Here is a 14,201-nt window from a genome sequence, read left to right on the forward strand (position 1 = left end):
CGCGTGTCGACTCGGCTGCGGCGAGGGCGAGGTGGCGGTGCGTGAAGTGCTCGCGGGCGGTGGACCGGGCGGTCGCTGCCCAGGCGAGGACGGCGTCCGCGAGGCCGGGGTCGCCGGGGGCCAGGTCGACCGGCGGGAGTTCCACGATGTCGCCCGCCGCCTGCTGCATCCGGTGGGCGTCGGCGAGCAGCTCGGCGTCCCCCGCCGTCACTTGCCGCTCCGCGCCACGCCGGTCCTCGACGAGGTGCTGCTCGACGGCGGCGAAGCGGCGCGTGTCGAAGAGCCGGCCGAGGAGCTTGCCGCGGGCCTCGGCGTCGGCGCGCAGGAACCGGGCGAAGTCGCCCTGCGGCAACAGGACGACCTGGCAGAACTGGTCCTTGCTCATCCCGAGGAGCTGGCTGATCTCCTCGCCGATCTCCTGGTGGGAGCGGCTGAGGTCCTTCCATTGCCCGGCCACCGCGTCGTACTCGCGCAGCCAGCTCTGGGCCTTCTCCGTCGTCGTGCCGGTGCCGCGCTTCTTGGGGCGGGCGAAGGGCGGCTGCCGGGTGAGCTCCAGGCGGCGGCCCGCGACGGTCAGGTCGAGGACGACCTCGGTGCGGACGTCCGGCTCGGCGTGGTCACTGCGCAGGTTCTGTCCCTGGCCGCTGCCGCTCTGCCGGGCGCCGGGCACGGATCCGTACAGGGCGAAGCAGACCGCGTCGAGGACGGAGGTCTTGCCGGCGCCGGTCGGCCCGTGCAGCAGGAAGAGTCCTGCGGACGACAGCGCGTCGAAGTCGATCTCCTGCGTCCCGCCGAACGGGCCGAACGCGGTGACGCCGAGGGTGTGCAGTCTCACCGGGCTACCTCGCGCACCACGTCGGAGGTCCGCACGGCGTCGAACGCGGCGCGCAGCACCGCCCGCTCCTCGTCGTCCGGTCCGGCGCCCCGCACGTGCGTCACGAAGTCCTCCGCGATCTCGTGGTCGTCGCGCCCCTGGAGGCGCTCGGCGTAGCTGGCGTCCGGCTGCGTGTCCGTGCGGCGCGGCTCGAAGAGCAGGCTGAGCGTGTGCGGGAAGCGCGCGGCGAGGCGGGCCATGGGGTCGTCGGGCCGGATCGCGTCGGTGAGGGTGGCCTCCACCCAGGACTCCTCGTGCCGGGTGAGGTCCGGGTCGGCGAGGAGGTCGTCGAGGTCACCGCGGATCCGGGCGAGCGGCCGGGGCACGGGGCAGTCGACGCGCTCGGCGGCGACGGCCCCGTCCGCGTCGAGGTCGAGGAGCCACATGCTCTTGCGGTGGTCGGCCTCGGAGAAGGAGTACGGGAGCGGCGAGCCGGAGTAGCGGACGCGCTCGGAGATGACCTGACTGCCGTGCAGGTGTCCGAGCGCCACGTAGTCCACTCCGTCGAAGACGCCGGACGGGACGGCGGCGACGCCGCCGACCGTGATGTCGCGCTCGCTGTCGCTCGGCGTGCCGCCGGTGACGAAGGCGTGGGCGAGGACCACGGACCGGGTGCCGGGCGCGCGCCCGGCCAGGTCGGCCCTGACCCGCTCCATCGCGGCGGCGAGCACGTGCTCGTGCCCCGCCTTCACGAGGCCGAACTCGTCCTTGACCAGGGCGGGTTCGAGGTACGGCAGTCCGTAGAAGGCGACGTCGCCGTGCGCGTCCGCCAGTACGACCGGGTCGCCGCAGCGGCCCGGTTCGGTCCGCAGGTGGATGCCGGCCCGGCCGATGAGTCCCGCGCCGACGCCGAGGCGGCGGGCCGAGTCGTGGTTCCCGGAGATCATCACCGTGGGCACGCCGAGTGCGGCGAGACGGTGCAGCGCGTCGTCGTACAGCTCGACGGCGGCGAGCGGCGGGACCGCGCGGTCGTACACGTCACCCGACACGACCACCGCGTCCACGCCGCGCTCGCGCACGGTGGAGACGAGGTGGCCGATGAAGGCGGCCTGGGCGTCGAGCATGTTCACGCGGTGGAACGCGCGCCCCAGGTGCCAGTCGGACGTGTGCAGCAGTCTCATGGCACACGAGGCTAACCGGTGGGTCGGACATCACGTGCGGAACGCCCGGACCGGGCGCCCCGCACCGTGACACGGATCACTCGCCGCTCGCGCCGCCGAGCCACTTGAGTCCGTCCAGCAGGAATCGGTTCTGGGTCTCGCTGGCGAAGGTCGACGACAGGCGCGTGTTGGTGTCGTAGTTCATCGCGTTGTGGCCGAAGTTCGCGTAGAGCATCTTGTACTTCGTGTTCGTCCACAGGATCGGGTAGTAGCCGCTGTACCAGGACTGGTTCGGGTCCGTGCCCAGCGGGAAGCTGCTGGGGTCGACGGAGGCGAGGATCTTGATGTCCGGGTTCTGCCGCAGATCGTTCGACCAGCTGTACCACTCGCTGACGGCCGAGGTGAACGTGGCGGGCAGGTGCGCGGTGGACGGGTGCGTGCGGTCCTCGACCTTCAGGACCGCCGACGTCGGGCCCCAGGTGTTGGACTTGAAGTCGCCGCTGCCGAGGAACTGGTTGTGGTACCAGGACCAGCTCGCCGCGTCCGTGGTGAAGGCGGAGACGTGGAAGCCGAGCCAGGCGCCGCCGCCGCGCATGTAGTTCTCGAAACCGGTGCGTTGGGCCGCGGTCTGCGGCAGGTCGTCGAGGAAGAGGACGACCTTGTAGGCGCTGACACCGCCGTCGGCGAGCAGGTCCCAGTCGTTGCTGGCGGTGTAGGTGAAGCCGTTCGCGGCGGCCTGGCGGGGGAACCAGTCGTTCGCCTCCTTCTCGAAGTCGATGTGCGCCGCGTCCCACGTGCCGCTGTAGAGGGCGAGCACTTTGAAGGGCGCCGCCTCCGTGCTCGCGCGGGCGGCGGGTGGCACCGCCAGCCCGAGCAGCGCCGCGAGCAGGAGGAGGATCCGCAGCACCGTGCGGGCGGATCCGGATCTGATGGTGTGCATCTGCCGATCGGTCCTTTCCTTGCGGTCGACGGTCGTCGGTGCACGGGCGGGCGGTGAGGCGGGCGGGCGGCCGCGGTCCCGGTGCCGGCCGCACCCGGTGCGGCGAGGTCGTGCTGCCCGTCAGCCGGTGTACTTGGCGAAGATGCCGGTGAACTGCCACGCGCTCTGCGGCACGCCCGAGCAGGTGTCGTCGTTCGGGTAGCCGCCCGGGCAGGGCCGGTCGCGGTTGGTGGACCAGAACGTCAGGCGCGCGAGGTGGTGCTGTTGCGCGTAGCCGAGGATGGTCTGGAAGTCGGCGGTGGTGACGGTCTCGTCGTTGTCGGTGATCCCGTTCATCGAGGAGATGCCCATGTCCCGGTACGCCTGGTCGTCGCTGTAGCCGTACGCGCTCTTGAGGGCGCTCTTGAGCCCTTCGGCGGCCCGCAGGGTCAGCGTCCCCATGTTCTGTCCCGCGCCGCCGAAGTCGAACGGCATGATCGTCCAACTGTCCACGGTCAGACCGGAGTCGGCGGCCCGCTCGATGAGGCTCGTGTCGGGTCCGGACTGGCCCGTGCCGATGGTGACGACCACCTTGAGGCCGGGGTTGTTCGCCTTGACCGTCTTGAGTGCGTCCACGGTGCGCTGCTGGACGGTCGGGTTGCTGTACGCGTCGGCCTCGATGTCGATGTCGATGGCCTTGAGCCCGTACGCGTTGATGACCTTCTGGTACGCGCCGGCGAGCGCGGCGGCGCTGGTGCAGGAGCTCTCCAGCTTGTTGCCGCTGTAGCCGCCGAACGAGGGGATGACGTCGCCGCCGTTGGCCCGCACGGTGTTGATCGTCTGCTGGTCGACGCCGCCGGTGAGCGGGCGGCCCCCGTCCCACTGCGGGTTGCAGGAGCCGTTGCTGAGGACGAAGGCGAGGGTGAACCACTTGACGCCGGTGGCGTTCATGATGGTGGCCGGGTTCGGCGGGCTGCCCCAGCCGTTGTAGAGGTAGGGGGCGACGGCCATCGGCGCGGCCGGTGCGGTGCCGCCGGTGGGCGCGGTCCACTTCTGGTTGGCGGCGCCGGTACAGCTCCAGATCTGGACCGGGGTGCCGTTGGCCGAGGTGTTGCCGGTGACGTCGGCGCACTTGCCGGACTGCCGGCCGACGAGGTCGCGGGCGGCGGAGACGGACCACTGCTGGCCGGCGCCGCCCGAGCAGTCCCACAGCTGCAGCTTGGCGCCGTTCGCGGTCGAACTGCCGGTGACGTCGAGGCACTTGCCCAGCGCGCGCACCGTGCCGTCGGTGCCGACGGTCCACTGTTGGGCGGCCGTGCCGTTGCAGTCGTAGAGCTGGACGGCGGTGCCGTTGGCCGAGCTCGCCGCGGCCACGTCGAGGCACTTGCCCGCGAGCCCCGTGATCGTACCGGTGGCGGCGGAGGCGGGTGTCGCGGCGAAGAGGCCGACGGAGCCCGCGAGCAGTGCGGTGACGAGCGTGCCGGTTCTGAGTCTGGTGCCGGTTCCGATCATGGGGGGTCACAGCCCTTCATTCACATGGATGAACACGGGATGCATTCATGAAGCTGTGGGGCGATCGGGAACCTAAAGGTCTGAACCAGGGGCGTCAAGAGATGAAACCAAAGAGGGCGTGAACGAGTGCGCGTTCACAAGGAGTTGAACGCGTGAAAGCGGAGCGGGTACGTCAGGAGGGGCGCCGCCACACCCCTCGTGCGGCGAGCACCGGCAGCACGCCCTCGCCGAACCAGTACGCCTCCTCGACGTGCGGATACCCGGAGAGCACGAACTCGTCGATGCCCAGGGCGTGGTACTCGGCGATCCGGTCGGCGACCTCGGTGTGCGAGCCGACGAGCGCGGTGCCCGCGCCGCCGCGCAGGAGCCCGATCCCGGCCCACAGGTTCGGGTATATCTCCAGCCCGTCGGCGCTGCCGCCGTGCAGGGCGAGCATCCGGCGCTGTCCTTCCGACCCCGAACGGGCAAGCCCCGCCTGGACCTTGGCGACGGCCGCCGGATCGATGCCGGACAGCAGCCGGTCCGCCTGCGCCCATGCTTCCTCGGCGGTGTCGCGGGCGATGACGTGCAGCCGTATGCCGAACCGGACGTCCCGCCCCTCCGCCTTCGCCAGCGTGCGGATCCAGCCGATCTTCTCGGCGACCTGCGCCGGCGGCTCGCCCCAGGTCAGATAGACGTCGCTGTGCCGCGCGGCGACCGGGCCCGCGGCCTTCGACGAGCCGCCGAAGTAGACGGGCGGCACCACGTCCGGCAGCCGGGTGAGCCGGGCCTGTTCCACGCGTTCGTGCACCCCGTGGAAGTCGAGGGTCTCACCGCGCCACAGCGACCGGGTGATGTGCAGGAACTCGTCGGTGCGGGCGTAGCGGTCGTCCTTGTCGAGGAAGTCGCCGTACGCCCGCTGCTCCTGGTCCTCGCCACCGGTGACGACGTTCAGCAACAGCCGTCCGCCGGAGTGCCGTTGGTAGGTGGCGGCCATCTGCGCGGCGAGCGCGGGGGCGACCAGGCCGGGCCGGAACGCGACGAGGAATTTCAGCCGCTCGGTCTGCTCGACCAGCATGGCGGTGGTGAGCCAGGCGTCCTCGCACCAGGCGCCGGTCGGGGTCAGCGCGCCCTCGAAGCCCAACTGCTCGGCGGTGCGGGCTACTTGGCTGAGGTAGGCGAGGGAGGCGGGGCGGTCGCCGCCGGCCGCGCCGGTGGGCACGCCGTGGCCGCCGCCGACGATGTGGCGGCTGTCGCCGTTGGTGGGCAGGAACCAGTGGAAGGACAGGGGCATGACGGGTCCTCGCGGGGAGCTGGGGAGAGGGCGGTGGGTTCAGGCCGCGGCGAGCCGGGCCCCGGCCCCCAGCGCGTCCCGGAACCGGTCGACGACCGGGGCCAGCGCCTCCCGCGTCTCGGGGGTGAGCGTGACGGCGCCGTCGGTGTCGACGACGATGTGCCGGTCGAGGACGAACCAGCCCTGGGCGACGTCGGCGCCGAGCGAGGTCAGGACGGGGCGCAGCGCGTAGTCCACGGCCAGGACGTGCGCGGGCGAACCGCCGGTGGCCAGCGGCAGCACCGGCTTGCCGTGCAGGGCGTACTGCGGCAGCAGGTCGAGGAAGGTCTTCAGGACGCCGGAGTACGCGGCCTTGTAGACGGGGCTCGCGACGATCAGGGCGTCGGCGCGCGCCACGAGGTCCACCGCGCGGGCGACGTCGGGGTCACGGGCGTCGGCCGACAGGAGGGCCTCGGCGGGCAGGTCGCGGACGTCGAGGTGGTGGACGTCGTGTCCGTGGGCGGCGAGTTGCCGTCCGAGGTCGTGGACGAGGCGGGCCGTGCGGGAGGTGCCGGGGGCGGAGGCGCTGCCGGTGACGGCGAGGAGGAAGGCCACGGGAGTCCTTTGCGGGGAGGGCGTGCGGAAGGAGGGCAGGCCGGCGCGCGGGCGCGACGGCCGCGCGGAGCACGAGGGCGCGCGGAACCAGGGCCCGGATGCGCGGCCGGGACCTGATGGGGCCTCAACCGCCGTACGGGCGGGAGGAGTTCCGACGCGGGGAGCCCGGAAAGGGGCTCAGCGGGAGGTGCGACAGGAGGCGCTGCTGACCCGGGCGAGATCGACGTGACGTCGTCGCGTGAGGTCGTGCCGTCCTGCGTCCATACCCCGATTCAAGCAGCCGGCCTGCCAATCCGTCGAGGGGGTCCCGCCCTGCGAGACGCCCGCCTCAGCCGTACGCCTCGCCGCCGAGCTCGAATCCGGCCGTCCCCGCGCTGACGTCGGCCAGCCAGCCGCGGAACCGTTCGACGTCCGCCTCCGGAAGCCCGATCTCGAGGGTGACGGCCTCGCCGTAGCGGACCTCCCGGACGTCGCGCCCCGTGGCCCGCAGGTCGTTCTCCATCTTCCCCGCGCGGGCGTGGTCCACGGTCACCGTGGCGAGACGGAAGCGGCGCCGGGTCACCGTGCCCAGCATGTCGAGCGCCTCCCCCACGGCGCCGCCGTAGGCGCGGATCAGCCCGCCTGCGCCCAGCTTCACCCCGCCGAAGTAACGGGTCACGACCGCCACGACGTAGCGCATGTCCCGGCGCGTGAGCATCTGCAGCATCGGCACCCCCGCGGTGCCGCCCGGCTCGCCGTCGTCGCTCGCCTTCTGCACGGAGGCGTCGGCGCCGATGACGTACGCGTAGCAGTGGTGACCGGCGGTCGGGTGTTCCTTACGGACGCGGGCGACGAAGGCCTGGGCCTCCTCCTCCGTCGCGGCGGGCGCGAGCGCGCACAGGAACCGGGAGCGGTTGATCTCTGTCTCGTGCACGCCCTCGCGGGCCACGGTGCGGTACTCGTCCTGCATCGCACCAGCGTATGCGCAGGTGGCGCTGGGCTCGCCCCCGCCCGAGGCGCGGGTGAGGATGTGGTGGATACTCGCACGTCGTCACCGATACCCGTCGTCCCCGACCGCCGTCCGAGCCGTCCGACAGGAAGCATCCGCACATGACCGCCGACCAGGCCGAGAGCCCGGCAGCCTCGCCTGCACGTACGCACCGGTTGCGTTCCTGGCTCCTGGAGGGCCTGACCGACCGGACGGCCCGCCACCAGGGGCCGCACGCGCACGTCCCGGAGGAGCACAAGGGCCACAAGTGGTGGCGTGTGATGTGCCTGACCGGTGTGGACTACTTCTCCACGCTCGGCTACCAGCCCGGCATCGCGGCCCTCGCCGCGGGTCTGCTGTCGCCGCTGGCCACGCTCGTGCTGATCGCGCTCACCCTGTTGGGTGCGCTGCCGGTGTACCGCCGGGTCGCCAAGGAGTCCCCGCACGGCGAGGGCTCGATCGCGATGCTGGAGCGGCTGCTGCCCTGGTGGGCGGGGAAGCTGTTCGTCCTGGTCCTGCTGGGCTTCGCCGCCACCGACTTCATGATCACCATGACCCTTTCGGCGGCGGACGCGGCGGCCCACGTCGTGGAGAACCCGTTCGCGCCCGATGCGCTGCAGGGCGCGAACACCTGGATCACGCTGGCCCTGCTCGCGGCGCTCGGCGCGGTCTTCCTCAAGGGCTTCCAGGAGGCGATCCGGGTCGCGGTCGTGCTGGTCGGCGCGTACCTCGTACTGAACGTCGTCGTGCTGCTCACGGCCGCCGCCCACGTCGTCACCGAGCCGGTCAAGATCGGCAACTGGTGGGACGCGATGACGGCCGAGCACTCCTCGCCGTTCGTGATGGTCGGCGTCGCGCTGCTGGTCTTCCCGAAGCTGGCGCTCGGCATGTCGGGCTTCGAGACCGGTGTCGCGGTCATGCCGCAGGTGCAGGGCGACTCCTCGGACACGTACGCGAAGCCGACGGGCCGCATCCGTGACACCCGCAAGCTGCTCACCACGGCCGCGCTCATCATGAGCTGCTTCCTGCTCCTGTCGAGCCTGGCGACGACGATCCTGATCCCGCAGGACGAGTTCGAGGCGGGCGGCCAGGCGAACGGCCGCGCGCTGGCCTATCTGGCGCACACCTACCTCGGCGAGGCCTTCGGCACGGTGTACGACGTCTCGACGATCTGCATCCTGTGGTTCGCGGGCGCCTCCGCCATGGCCGGCCTGCTCAACCTGGTCCCCCGCTACCTGCCGCGCTACGGCATGGCCCCCGAGTGGACCCGGGCCGTGCGGCCCCTCGTCCTCACCTTCATGGCGGCGGCGGTCGCCATCACGCTCTGGTTCAACGCGAACGTCGACGACCAGTCCGGCGCGTACGCGACCGGTGTCCTGGTGCTGATGCTGTCGGCGTCGTTCGCGTCCACGGTGGCGGTGCACCGGCGCGGGCACCTCAAGGCGGCGATCGGCTTCGGCGCGATCACCGCCGTCTTCGCCTACACGCTCGTCACGAACGTCGTGGAACGCCCCGACGGCATCAAGATCGCGCTGATCTTCATCGTGGCGATCCTGGTCTCGTCCTTCGCCTCCCGGGTGCACCGCGCCTTCGAACTGCGCGCGGGCGCGGTCACGTTCGACGAGGAGGCCGAGCGGATCGTCGACGAGGCGGCGTCCCACGGACCGCTGCGGATCATCGCCAACGAACCGCAGGAGCACAGCACGGCCGAGTACCGCGACAAGGAGTACTGCCAGCGCGAGGCGACGCACATCCCCGGGGGCGGCCCTGTGCTCTTCCTGGAGGTCTTCATCCAGGACTCCTCCGACTTCACCGAGGACCTGACGGTGCACGGCGACGAGAAGCACGGGGTGCGCCGGCTGCGCGTGCACGGCCCGGGCGTGCCCAACACGGTGGCCGCGGTCATGATGAACCTGCGCGACCGCACGGGCCAGGTCCCGCACGCGTACTTCAACTGGACCGAGGGCCACCCGGTGAGCCATCTGCTGCGCTTCCTCGTCTTCGGCGACGGCGAGGTGGCCCCGGTGACCCGCGAGGTGCTGCGGCGCGCGGAGCCGGATCCGGAGCGCAGGCCGCGGGTGCACGTCGGCTGAGCCGGGAATCGCCGCGCGCCCCCGCTCGTTCACTCCGTCACCAACCGCCAACGATCGGGAGTCGCACATGTATGGGTCCCCGGAGACCGTCCGCAAGATCCTCACCGGGCTCGGCGACACCTGGGCGGTCGTCGGCCTGTCGTCGAACCGGAGCCGGGCCGCGTACGGCGTCGCGGAGGTGCTGCAGCGTTACGGCAAGCGCGTCGTGCCCGTCCACCCCAAGGCCGAGACCGTCCACGGCGAGCAGGGCTACGCGTCCCTGGACGCGATCCCCTTCCCGGTCGACGTGGTCGACGTCTTCATCAACAGCGACCTCGCGGGTGCCGTAGCCGACGAGGCGGCGGCGATCGGCGCGCAGGCGGTCTGGTTCCAGCTCGGGGTGATCGACGAGGACGCGTACGAGCGCACGCGCAGCGCGGGGCTCGACATGGTCATGGACAAGTGCCCGGCGATCGAGATCCCGCGCCTCGGCTAGGACGTATGGCGAACGTCCCGGCGTACGCCCGAAGGGCGCGGGGCAGGCGGGACGTTCGCCACGCGCCGTGGGTACGGCTCAGTCCGCCGCCCGGTGGAGCGTGGTCCTGCCCAGGCGGGGCGTGGCGCGGGAGGCCAGGACCTTGACGCGGACGCGGCGCGCGGTGACGGGGGCGGCGAGCGGCAGGATGCGCTGGTGGCCGATGGTGGTGCCGGTGGCGATCCGCTGCCAGGCCCCGCCGATCTCGGCCTCCACGGCGAAGCGCTCCACCCGCTGCCCGTGTGCGATGTCCTCGCGCACCGCGACCCGGTCGAAGGTGGTCGTCCCGTCGGCGTTCCTCGCCACCGGCCGGCCGTAGACCCCGCGCACCCGCCTCCCGAACGCGGTGAGTTCGGCGACGTCCGCGGCGTCGATCGTCCCGGCCTTCGACGGCGGCACGTTGAGCAGCAGCGTCGCGTTGCGTCCGACGCTCTTCTCGTAGAGGTCGAAGAGCTGGGCCGCCGTCTTCGACTTCTGCTCGGGGTGGTGGAACCAGCCGGGCCGGTTGGAGACGTCGGCCTCCGCGGGGAACCAGGACAGGTGGGTCACGCCGGGCTCGGTGAGCCGGGCGCGGGAACCGATGTCGTCGGCGGTCGGGCCGTGCGGCAGCAGCCATTCGCCGTGGTACGTCCGCGGGTCGGCGGTCGTCGGCACCACGCTCCACTCGGTCTCGCGGCCGACCCCGCTCTCGTTGCCGACCCAGCGGACGCCGGCCGGACCGCCGAAGACCACGGTGTCCGGCGACAGCGCGTTGATCACCCGGAACCACTCGTCGAAGCGGTACTCCTGGGTGACCCCGGCGTCGGTCCACGGGTTGGCGCCGTCCAGCCAGAACTCGTCCAACGGCCCGTACTCGGTGAACAGTTCGTAGACCAGGTTCAGGTAGTAGGCGTCGTAGTCGTTGACCTGCACGGTGAACGTCGGCAGCCGCCCCGCGCGCACGGCGTCGGCCCGGTCGTCGCCGTCCACGAGCGTGGGGATGGTGTGTTCCTTGACCGCGCTGCCGTTGCCGAACCGGCCGAGGCCGCCGGGCGGGCGGTCACCGTCCTGGAGCGCGGTCAGCTCCACCGAGGTCAGCGTCCCGCCCTCGGCCTGCTTCTTGCGCAGCGACTCGATCCACGTGGCGTGCCAGGCGTGCGGGAGCTCGGAGCCGTCCGAGGGCGAGAGGTAGATGCCCACCCGCAGCTTGTGGGCGCGCGCCGCGTCGACGTACTTGCGGACGACGTTCGGCTGCCCGGGGCTCTTGAGGATCGAGTGCGGCGTGTAGCGGCTGGGGAAGAGCGTGAACCCGTCGTGGTGCTTGGCGGTGATCATCGCCAGCTCGGCGCCCATCGCCTTGTACGTGCGGATCCACTGGTCGGCATCGACCGCGGAGGGGGCGAACGTCGCCTCGTCCTCGGCGCCCGAGCCCCACTCCCGGTCGGTGAAGGTGTTCATCCCGAAGTGTGTGAACGCCGTGATCTCCCGCCGCTGCCACGCCAGTTGTCCCTTCCTCGGGACGACGTCCGCGGCCTTGGCGACGATCTGCTCCGGGGTGTCGTCCGCGCCGATCGCCACGATCGAGGCGGAACGGACGCGGGCCGGAGCGGCGTACGCTCCGGTGCTCCCGAGAGCGGCGATCACGGGGGCGGCTCCCAGGGCGCCGAGGATCTGGCGACGAGACGTCATTGTTCCCCTCCTGCAGACACATTGCTCGGATCTCTTTACTGATCTCCGAGGAATCATGGCGCAGGAACGGACTGATGGTAAGAGTCTCGGCAGCAGAGATCCTATGTATGGCTTCCTCTCGGGACGCTATGCGGGCGGCGCCTTCTCGTCGAACGACGCGAAGTACGCGGCCGCCATGTCCTCGGCGCCGTGCCCCTGTTCGGCGGCCCGGGCCAGGCGGGCCGCGCTCGCCTCCGCGACGTCCAGGCGGACGCCGTGCGCGCGGCCCGCCTCCACGATGAGACGGGCGTCCTTCGCGGCCGTGTCCACCGCGAACTGGGCGGGGGTGAGCCGGTCCTCCAGGACCAGGCCCGCCTTCAGCCGCAGATAGGGCAGATCGAGTCCGCCGCCCGCGATGGCGGCGAAGAAGTCCTGCGGGTCGACGTCGAGCGCCTTGGACAGGGCGAGCACCTCGCCGGCCGCGTTCGTGGCGGCGAGCACCCAGCTGTTGGCCACCAGCTTCAGCCGGGTCGCCGAGCCGGCCGCGCCGTCCTCTCCGGTCCACACCGTGCGTGCGCCGACCGCGTCGAGGACGGACGTCACGGCGCCGCGGTGCGCGCTCGGGCCCGCCGCGAGGACCAGGAGCTGTCCGGCCTCGGCGGGCTCGCGGGTGCCGAGCACCGGTGCGTCGAACAGGACCAGGTCGTGGGCGGCGGCGAAGGCGGCCAGGTCGTCGAGGCCGTCGAGGCCCGCCGTGGTCGACTGCACCCAGGCCGTTCCCGGTCGCAGCCCGCCCGCGGCCTGCCGCATGACGTCCAGGGCGGCGGGCCCGTCGTACAGCATCGTCAGGACGACGTCGGCGTCCGCCACGGCCTCGGCCGGGGTGTCGGCGACGCGTACTCCGTCGGCGGCCAGGGGCTCGGCCTTGCCGCGGTTGCGGTTCCAGGCGCGGACGGGATGCCCGGCCCGCGCGATGTTCCGGGCCATCGCGGCGCCCATGATCCCGGTGCCGAGGACGGTCACGGTCGGCTTGTCGGTGTGCTCGCTCATGGGTCCATCTTGCGCACAAGGCGCAGCTCGGTGAGGTACCTCTTGGTGACCTTCCCCGCGTAACGGCCGTCGATGAGGGCGCCCACGCACTCCAGCAGGCCGGCGCGGGCCGGCGCGTCGAGGGCACGGGTGCCCGAGAAGGTGCACAGAAGGTCGAGGTACTGCCGCGTGGTGAACGTGATGTCCCGTTCGTGGCGGCGGAAGCCCGGGGGCGCGAAGCGGTCCGCGCCGGGCAGCGCCGCGTTGCCCTGTACGACGGTGCGGCCCGGGCTCTCCTGGCTGTCGTGGGGAACGTCGGCGGCCGGTGCCAGCCGCAGTCCGGGCGGCGTCGACGGGTCGAAGCGTTCGTAGCAGGCCTGTACGTCGACGAAGAACTCCTCGGTGCCGCCCGCCACATGGTGGGTCGACACGGTCGCGAGCGTCCCTCCCGGGCGCAGCGCGTCGGCTGCCTTGGCCACCCGCACGGCGGGGTCGATCCAGTGGAAGGAGGTCGCCGCGAGGACCACGTCGAAGGGTTCGGGCGGCAGCGGCCACTCCTCGAACGCGGCCACCTCGACCTCCACGTCGGGGTGGCCGGCCAGTCGGCGGCGGGCGAGGGCCGCGAGTTCCGCGCCGAGCTCGACGGCGACGATCCGGCAGCCGCGCTCCGCCAGCGGCACGGTCGCCTTGCCGGTGCCGCAGCCCAGTTCGAGCACCCGGCACCCGGGCCCGGTCCCGGCGAGTTCCGCGAGGTCGTCGTAGATCCGCGGCGGGTAGCCGGGCCGGGCCCGGTCGTAGTTCTCGGCGTCCTGGGTGAACGTACGGCGCAGGCGTTCACGGTCGGTCTCGGTCACCCGCGCCACGCTACGCGGGGGACGTCGGCCGCACGTGCGCGAGCCGCAGCGACAGCTCTTTCGAGGCCACCCCCACGTACTCAACTCCGGGTGGACGCAGGGTAGATCGTGACGCGTCAGCACGCCACCCCCATGCGAGGGGCGCCCCTCGCGTGTCGTGTGCCCGGGTGTCAGGCGTCAGGGTTCAGCAGGCGGACGAGGGCGTCGACGAGGGCGACGCGCCAACAGGCGTAGTCGTGGCCCCCGTTGAACTCGCCCCGGGTGACCCGGTAGCGGGCCGAGTGCAGCGTGTCGTAGAGGGCGCGGCAGTGCTCGACCCCGGCGCCCTCGTGCAGGCCGACGTCGAGGTGCACGGTGAGGGGCCGCGGCGCGGCGTTCGCGAACCGGTCGACGAGCCAGGGCACGCCGAAGACCTGTTCACGCGGGGCGCCGGGCGGCAGTCCGGGACGCCACCACAGGGACGGCGACTGGGCGACGACGGTGCCGAATGTGTCCGGTCTGAGATACCCGGCGTGCAGCGCGGCCATCGCGCCGAGACCCTGGCCCGCGACGATCGTGCGCGCCGGGTCGTCGGCCAGCGGCCAGCGGGCGGTGGCCCAGGGCAGCAGTTCGTCGGCGAGGAACTCCACGAAGGCGTCGTGGGCGCCGAGTTCACGGGCGCGGGTGGCGCGGTCGACGGCGTCGGGGGCGAGGACGGCGAGGGGCGGCAGCGTCCCCTCCGCTATGAGGGCGTCGAGGGTGTGCTGCAGCGCGACGCGGCCGAACCACATGTCGCCGTCGGCGAGTACGAGCACGGGCAGCCGCCGGGCGGCCTGCGGCGGCCCC

Annotated in this window: 12 protein-coding genes and 1 pseudogene; 2 read left to right on the plus strand and 11 right to left on the minus strand. The window is 72.2% G+C overall.

Annotated elements, in window-relative coordinates:
- From G3I40_RS06730 to G3I40_RS06760, 7 genes and pseudogenes are all read right to left on the minus strand, one after another.
- Positions 1-835: SMC family ATPase (locus G3I40_RS06730; protein ID WP_164301241.1), on the minus strand; the 835-nt coding region annotated here is incomplete at its 3' end.
- Complete coding sequence (locus G3I40_RS06735) at positions 832-1,995, minus strand: exonuclease SbcCD subunit D (protein ID WP_164301242.1); 1,164 nt, start codon at positions 1,993-1,995, stop codon at positions 832-834. The genes G3I40_RS06730 and G3I40_RS06735, both read right to left, overlap by 4 nt.
- An 88-nt stretch (positions 1,996-2,083) precedes the next feature.
- Positions 2,084-2,914, minus strand: a pseudogene (locus tag G3I40_RS06740) (ThuA domain-containing protein); the annotation flags it as partial.
- A gap of 120 nt (positions 2,915-3,034) precedes the next feature.
- Complete coding sequence (locus G3I40_RS06745) at positions 3,035-4,405, minus strand: chitinase (RefSeq protein ID WP_164301244.1); 1,371 nt, start codon at positions 4,403-4,405, stop codon at positions 3,035-3,037.
- 172 nt (positions 4,406-4,577) lie between these two features.
- A complete protein-coding gene (locus G3I40_RS06750) occupies positions 4,578-5,678 on the minus strand; it encodes an LLM class flavin-dependent oxidoreductase (RefSeq protein ID WP_164301245.1) in 1,101 nt (366 codons plus the stop codon).
- A 39-nt stretch (positions 5,679-5,717) separates the two neighbouring features.
- On the minus strand, positions 5,718-6,272 hold the full coding sequence (gene ssuE / locus G3I40_RS06755) for an NADPH-dependent FMN reductase (protein WP_164301246.1): 555 nt from the start codon (positions 6,270-6,272) through the stop codon (positions 5,718-5,720).
- Between the two features lie 328 nt (positions 6,273-6,600).
- Positions 6,601-7,221, minus strand: a complete 621-nt coding sequence (locus G3I40_RS06760) for a YigZ family protein (RefSeq protein WP_164301247.1) — start codon at positions 7,219-7,221, stop codon at positions 6,601-6,603.
- 140 nt (positions 7,222-7,361) lie between these two features.
- Between G3I40_RS06760 and G3I40_RS06765 the strand changes: the two genes are divergently transcribed.
- The gene (locus G3I40_RS06765; RefSeq protein ID WP_164301248.1) at positions 7,362-9,332 is read left to right on the plus strand and encodes an amino acid transporter; all 1,971 of its coding nucleotides are present in this window, start codon (positions 7,362-7,364) and stop codon (positions 9,330-9,332) included.
- 67 nt (positions 9,333-9,399) lie between these two features.
- Complete coding sequence (locus G3I40_RS06770) at positions 9,400-9,807, plus strand: CoA-binding protein (protein ID WP_164301249.1); 408 nt, start codon at positions 9,400-9,402, stop codon at positions 9,805-9,807.
- Positions 9,808-9,885: 78 nt separating this feature from the next.
- Here G3I40_RS06770 and G3I40_RS06775 read toward each other — a convergent pair whose 3' ends face one another.
- The 4 genes from G3I40_RS06775 to G3I40_RS06790 all read right to left on the minus strand — a co-directional run.
- Positions 9,886-11,514, minus strand: coding sequence for an alpha-L-fucosidase (locus G3I40_RS06775; protein WP_164301250.1), 1,629 nt, complete (start codon positions 11,512-11,514; stop codon positions 9,886-9,888).
- A gap of 126 nt (positions 11,515-11,640) precedes the next feature.
- Positions 11,641-12,543: an NAD(P)-dependent oxidoreductase gene (locus G3I40_RS06780; protein WP_164301251.1), complete on the minus strand. Its 903-nt coding sequence runs from the start codon at positions 12,541-12,543 to the stop codon at positions 11,641-11,643.
- Positions 12,540-13,376, minus strand: a complete 837-nt coding sequence (locus G3I40_RS06785; protein ID WP_164301252.1) for a class I SAM-dependent methyltransferase — start codon at positions 13,374-13,376, stop codon at positions 12,540-12,542. Before G3I40_RS06785 ends, G3I40_RS06780 begins: the two co-directional genes overlap by 4 nt.
- A gap of 170 nt (positions 13,377-13,546) precedes the next feature.
- On the minus strand, positions 13,547-14,201 hold a 655-nt coding region (locus tag G3I40_RS06790; RefSeq protein WP_275410152.1), incomplete at its 5' end, for an alpha/beta hydrolase-fold protein.

It is taken from the genome of Streptomyces sp. SID14478, from assembly GCF_010548525.1.
In the GTDB taxonomy this organism is placed as follows: Bacteria; Actinomycetota; Actinomycetes; order Streptomycetales; family Streptomycetaceae; genus Streptomyces.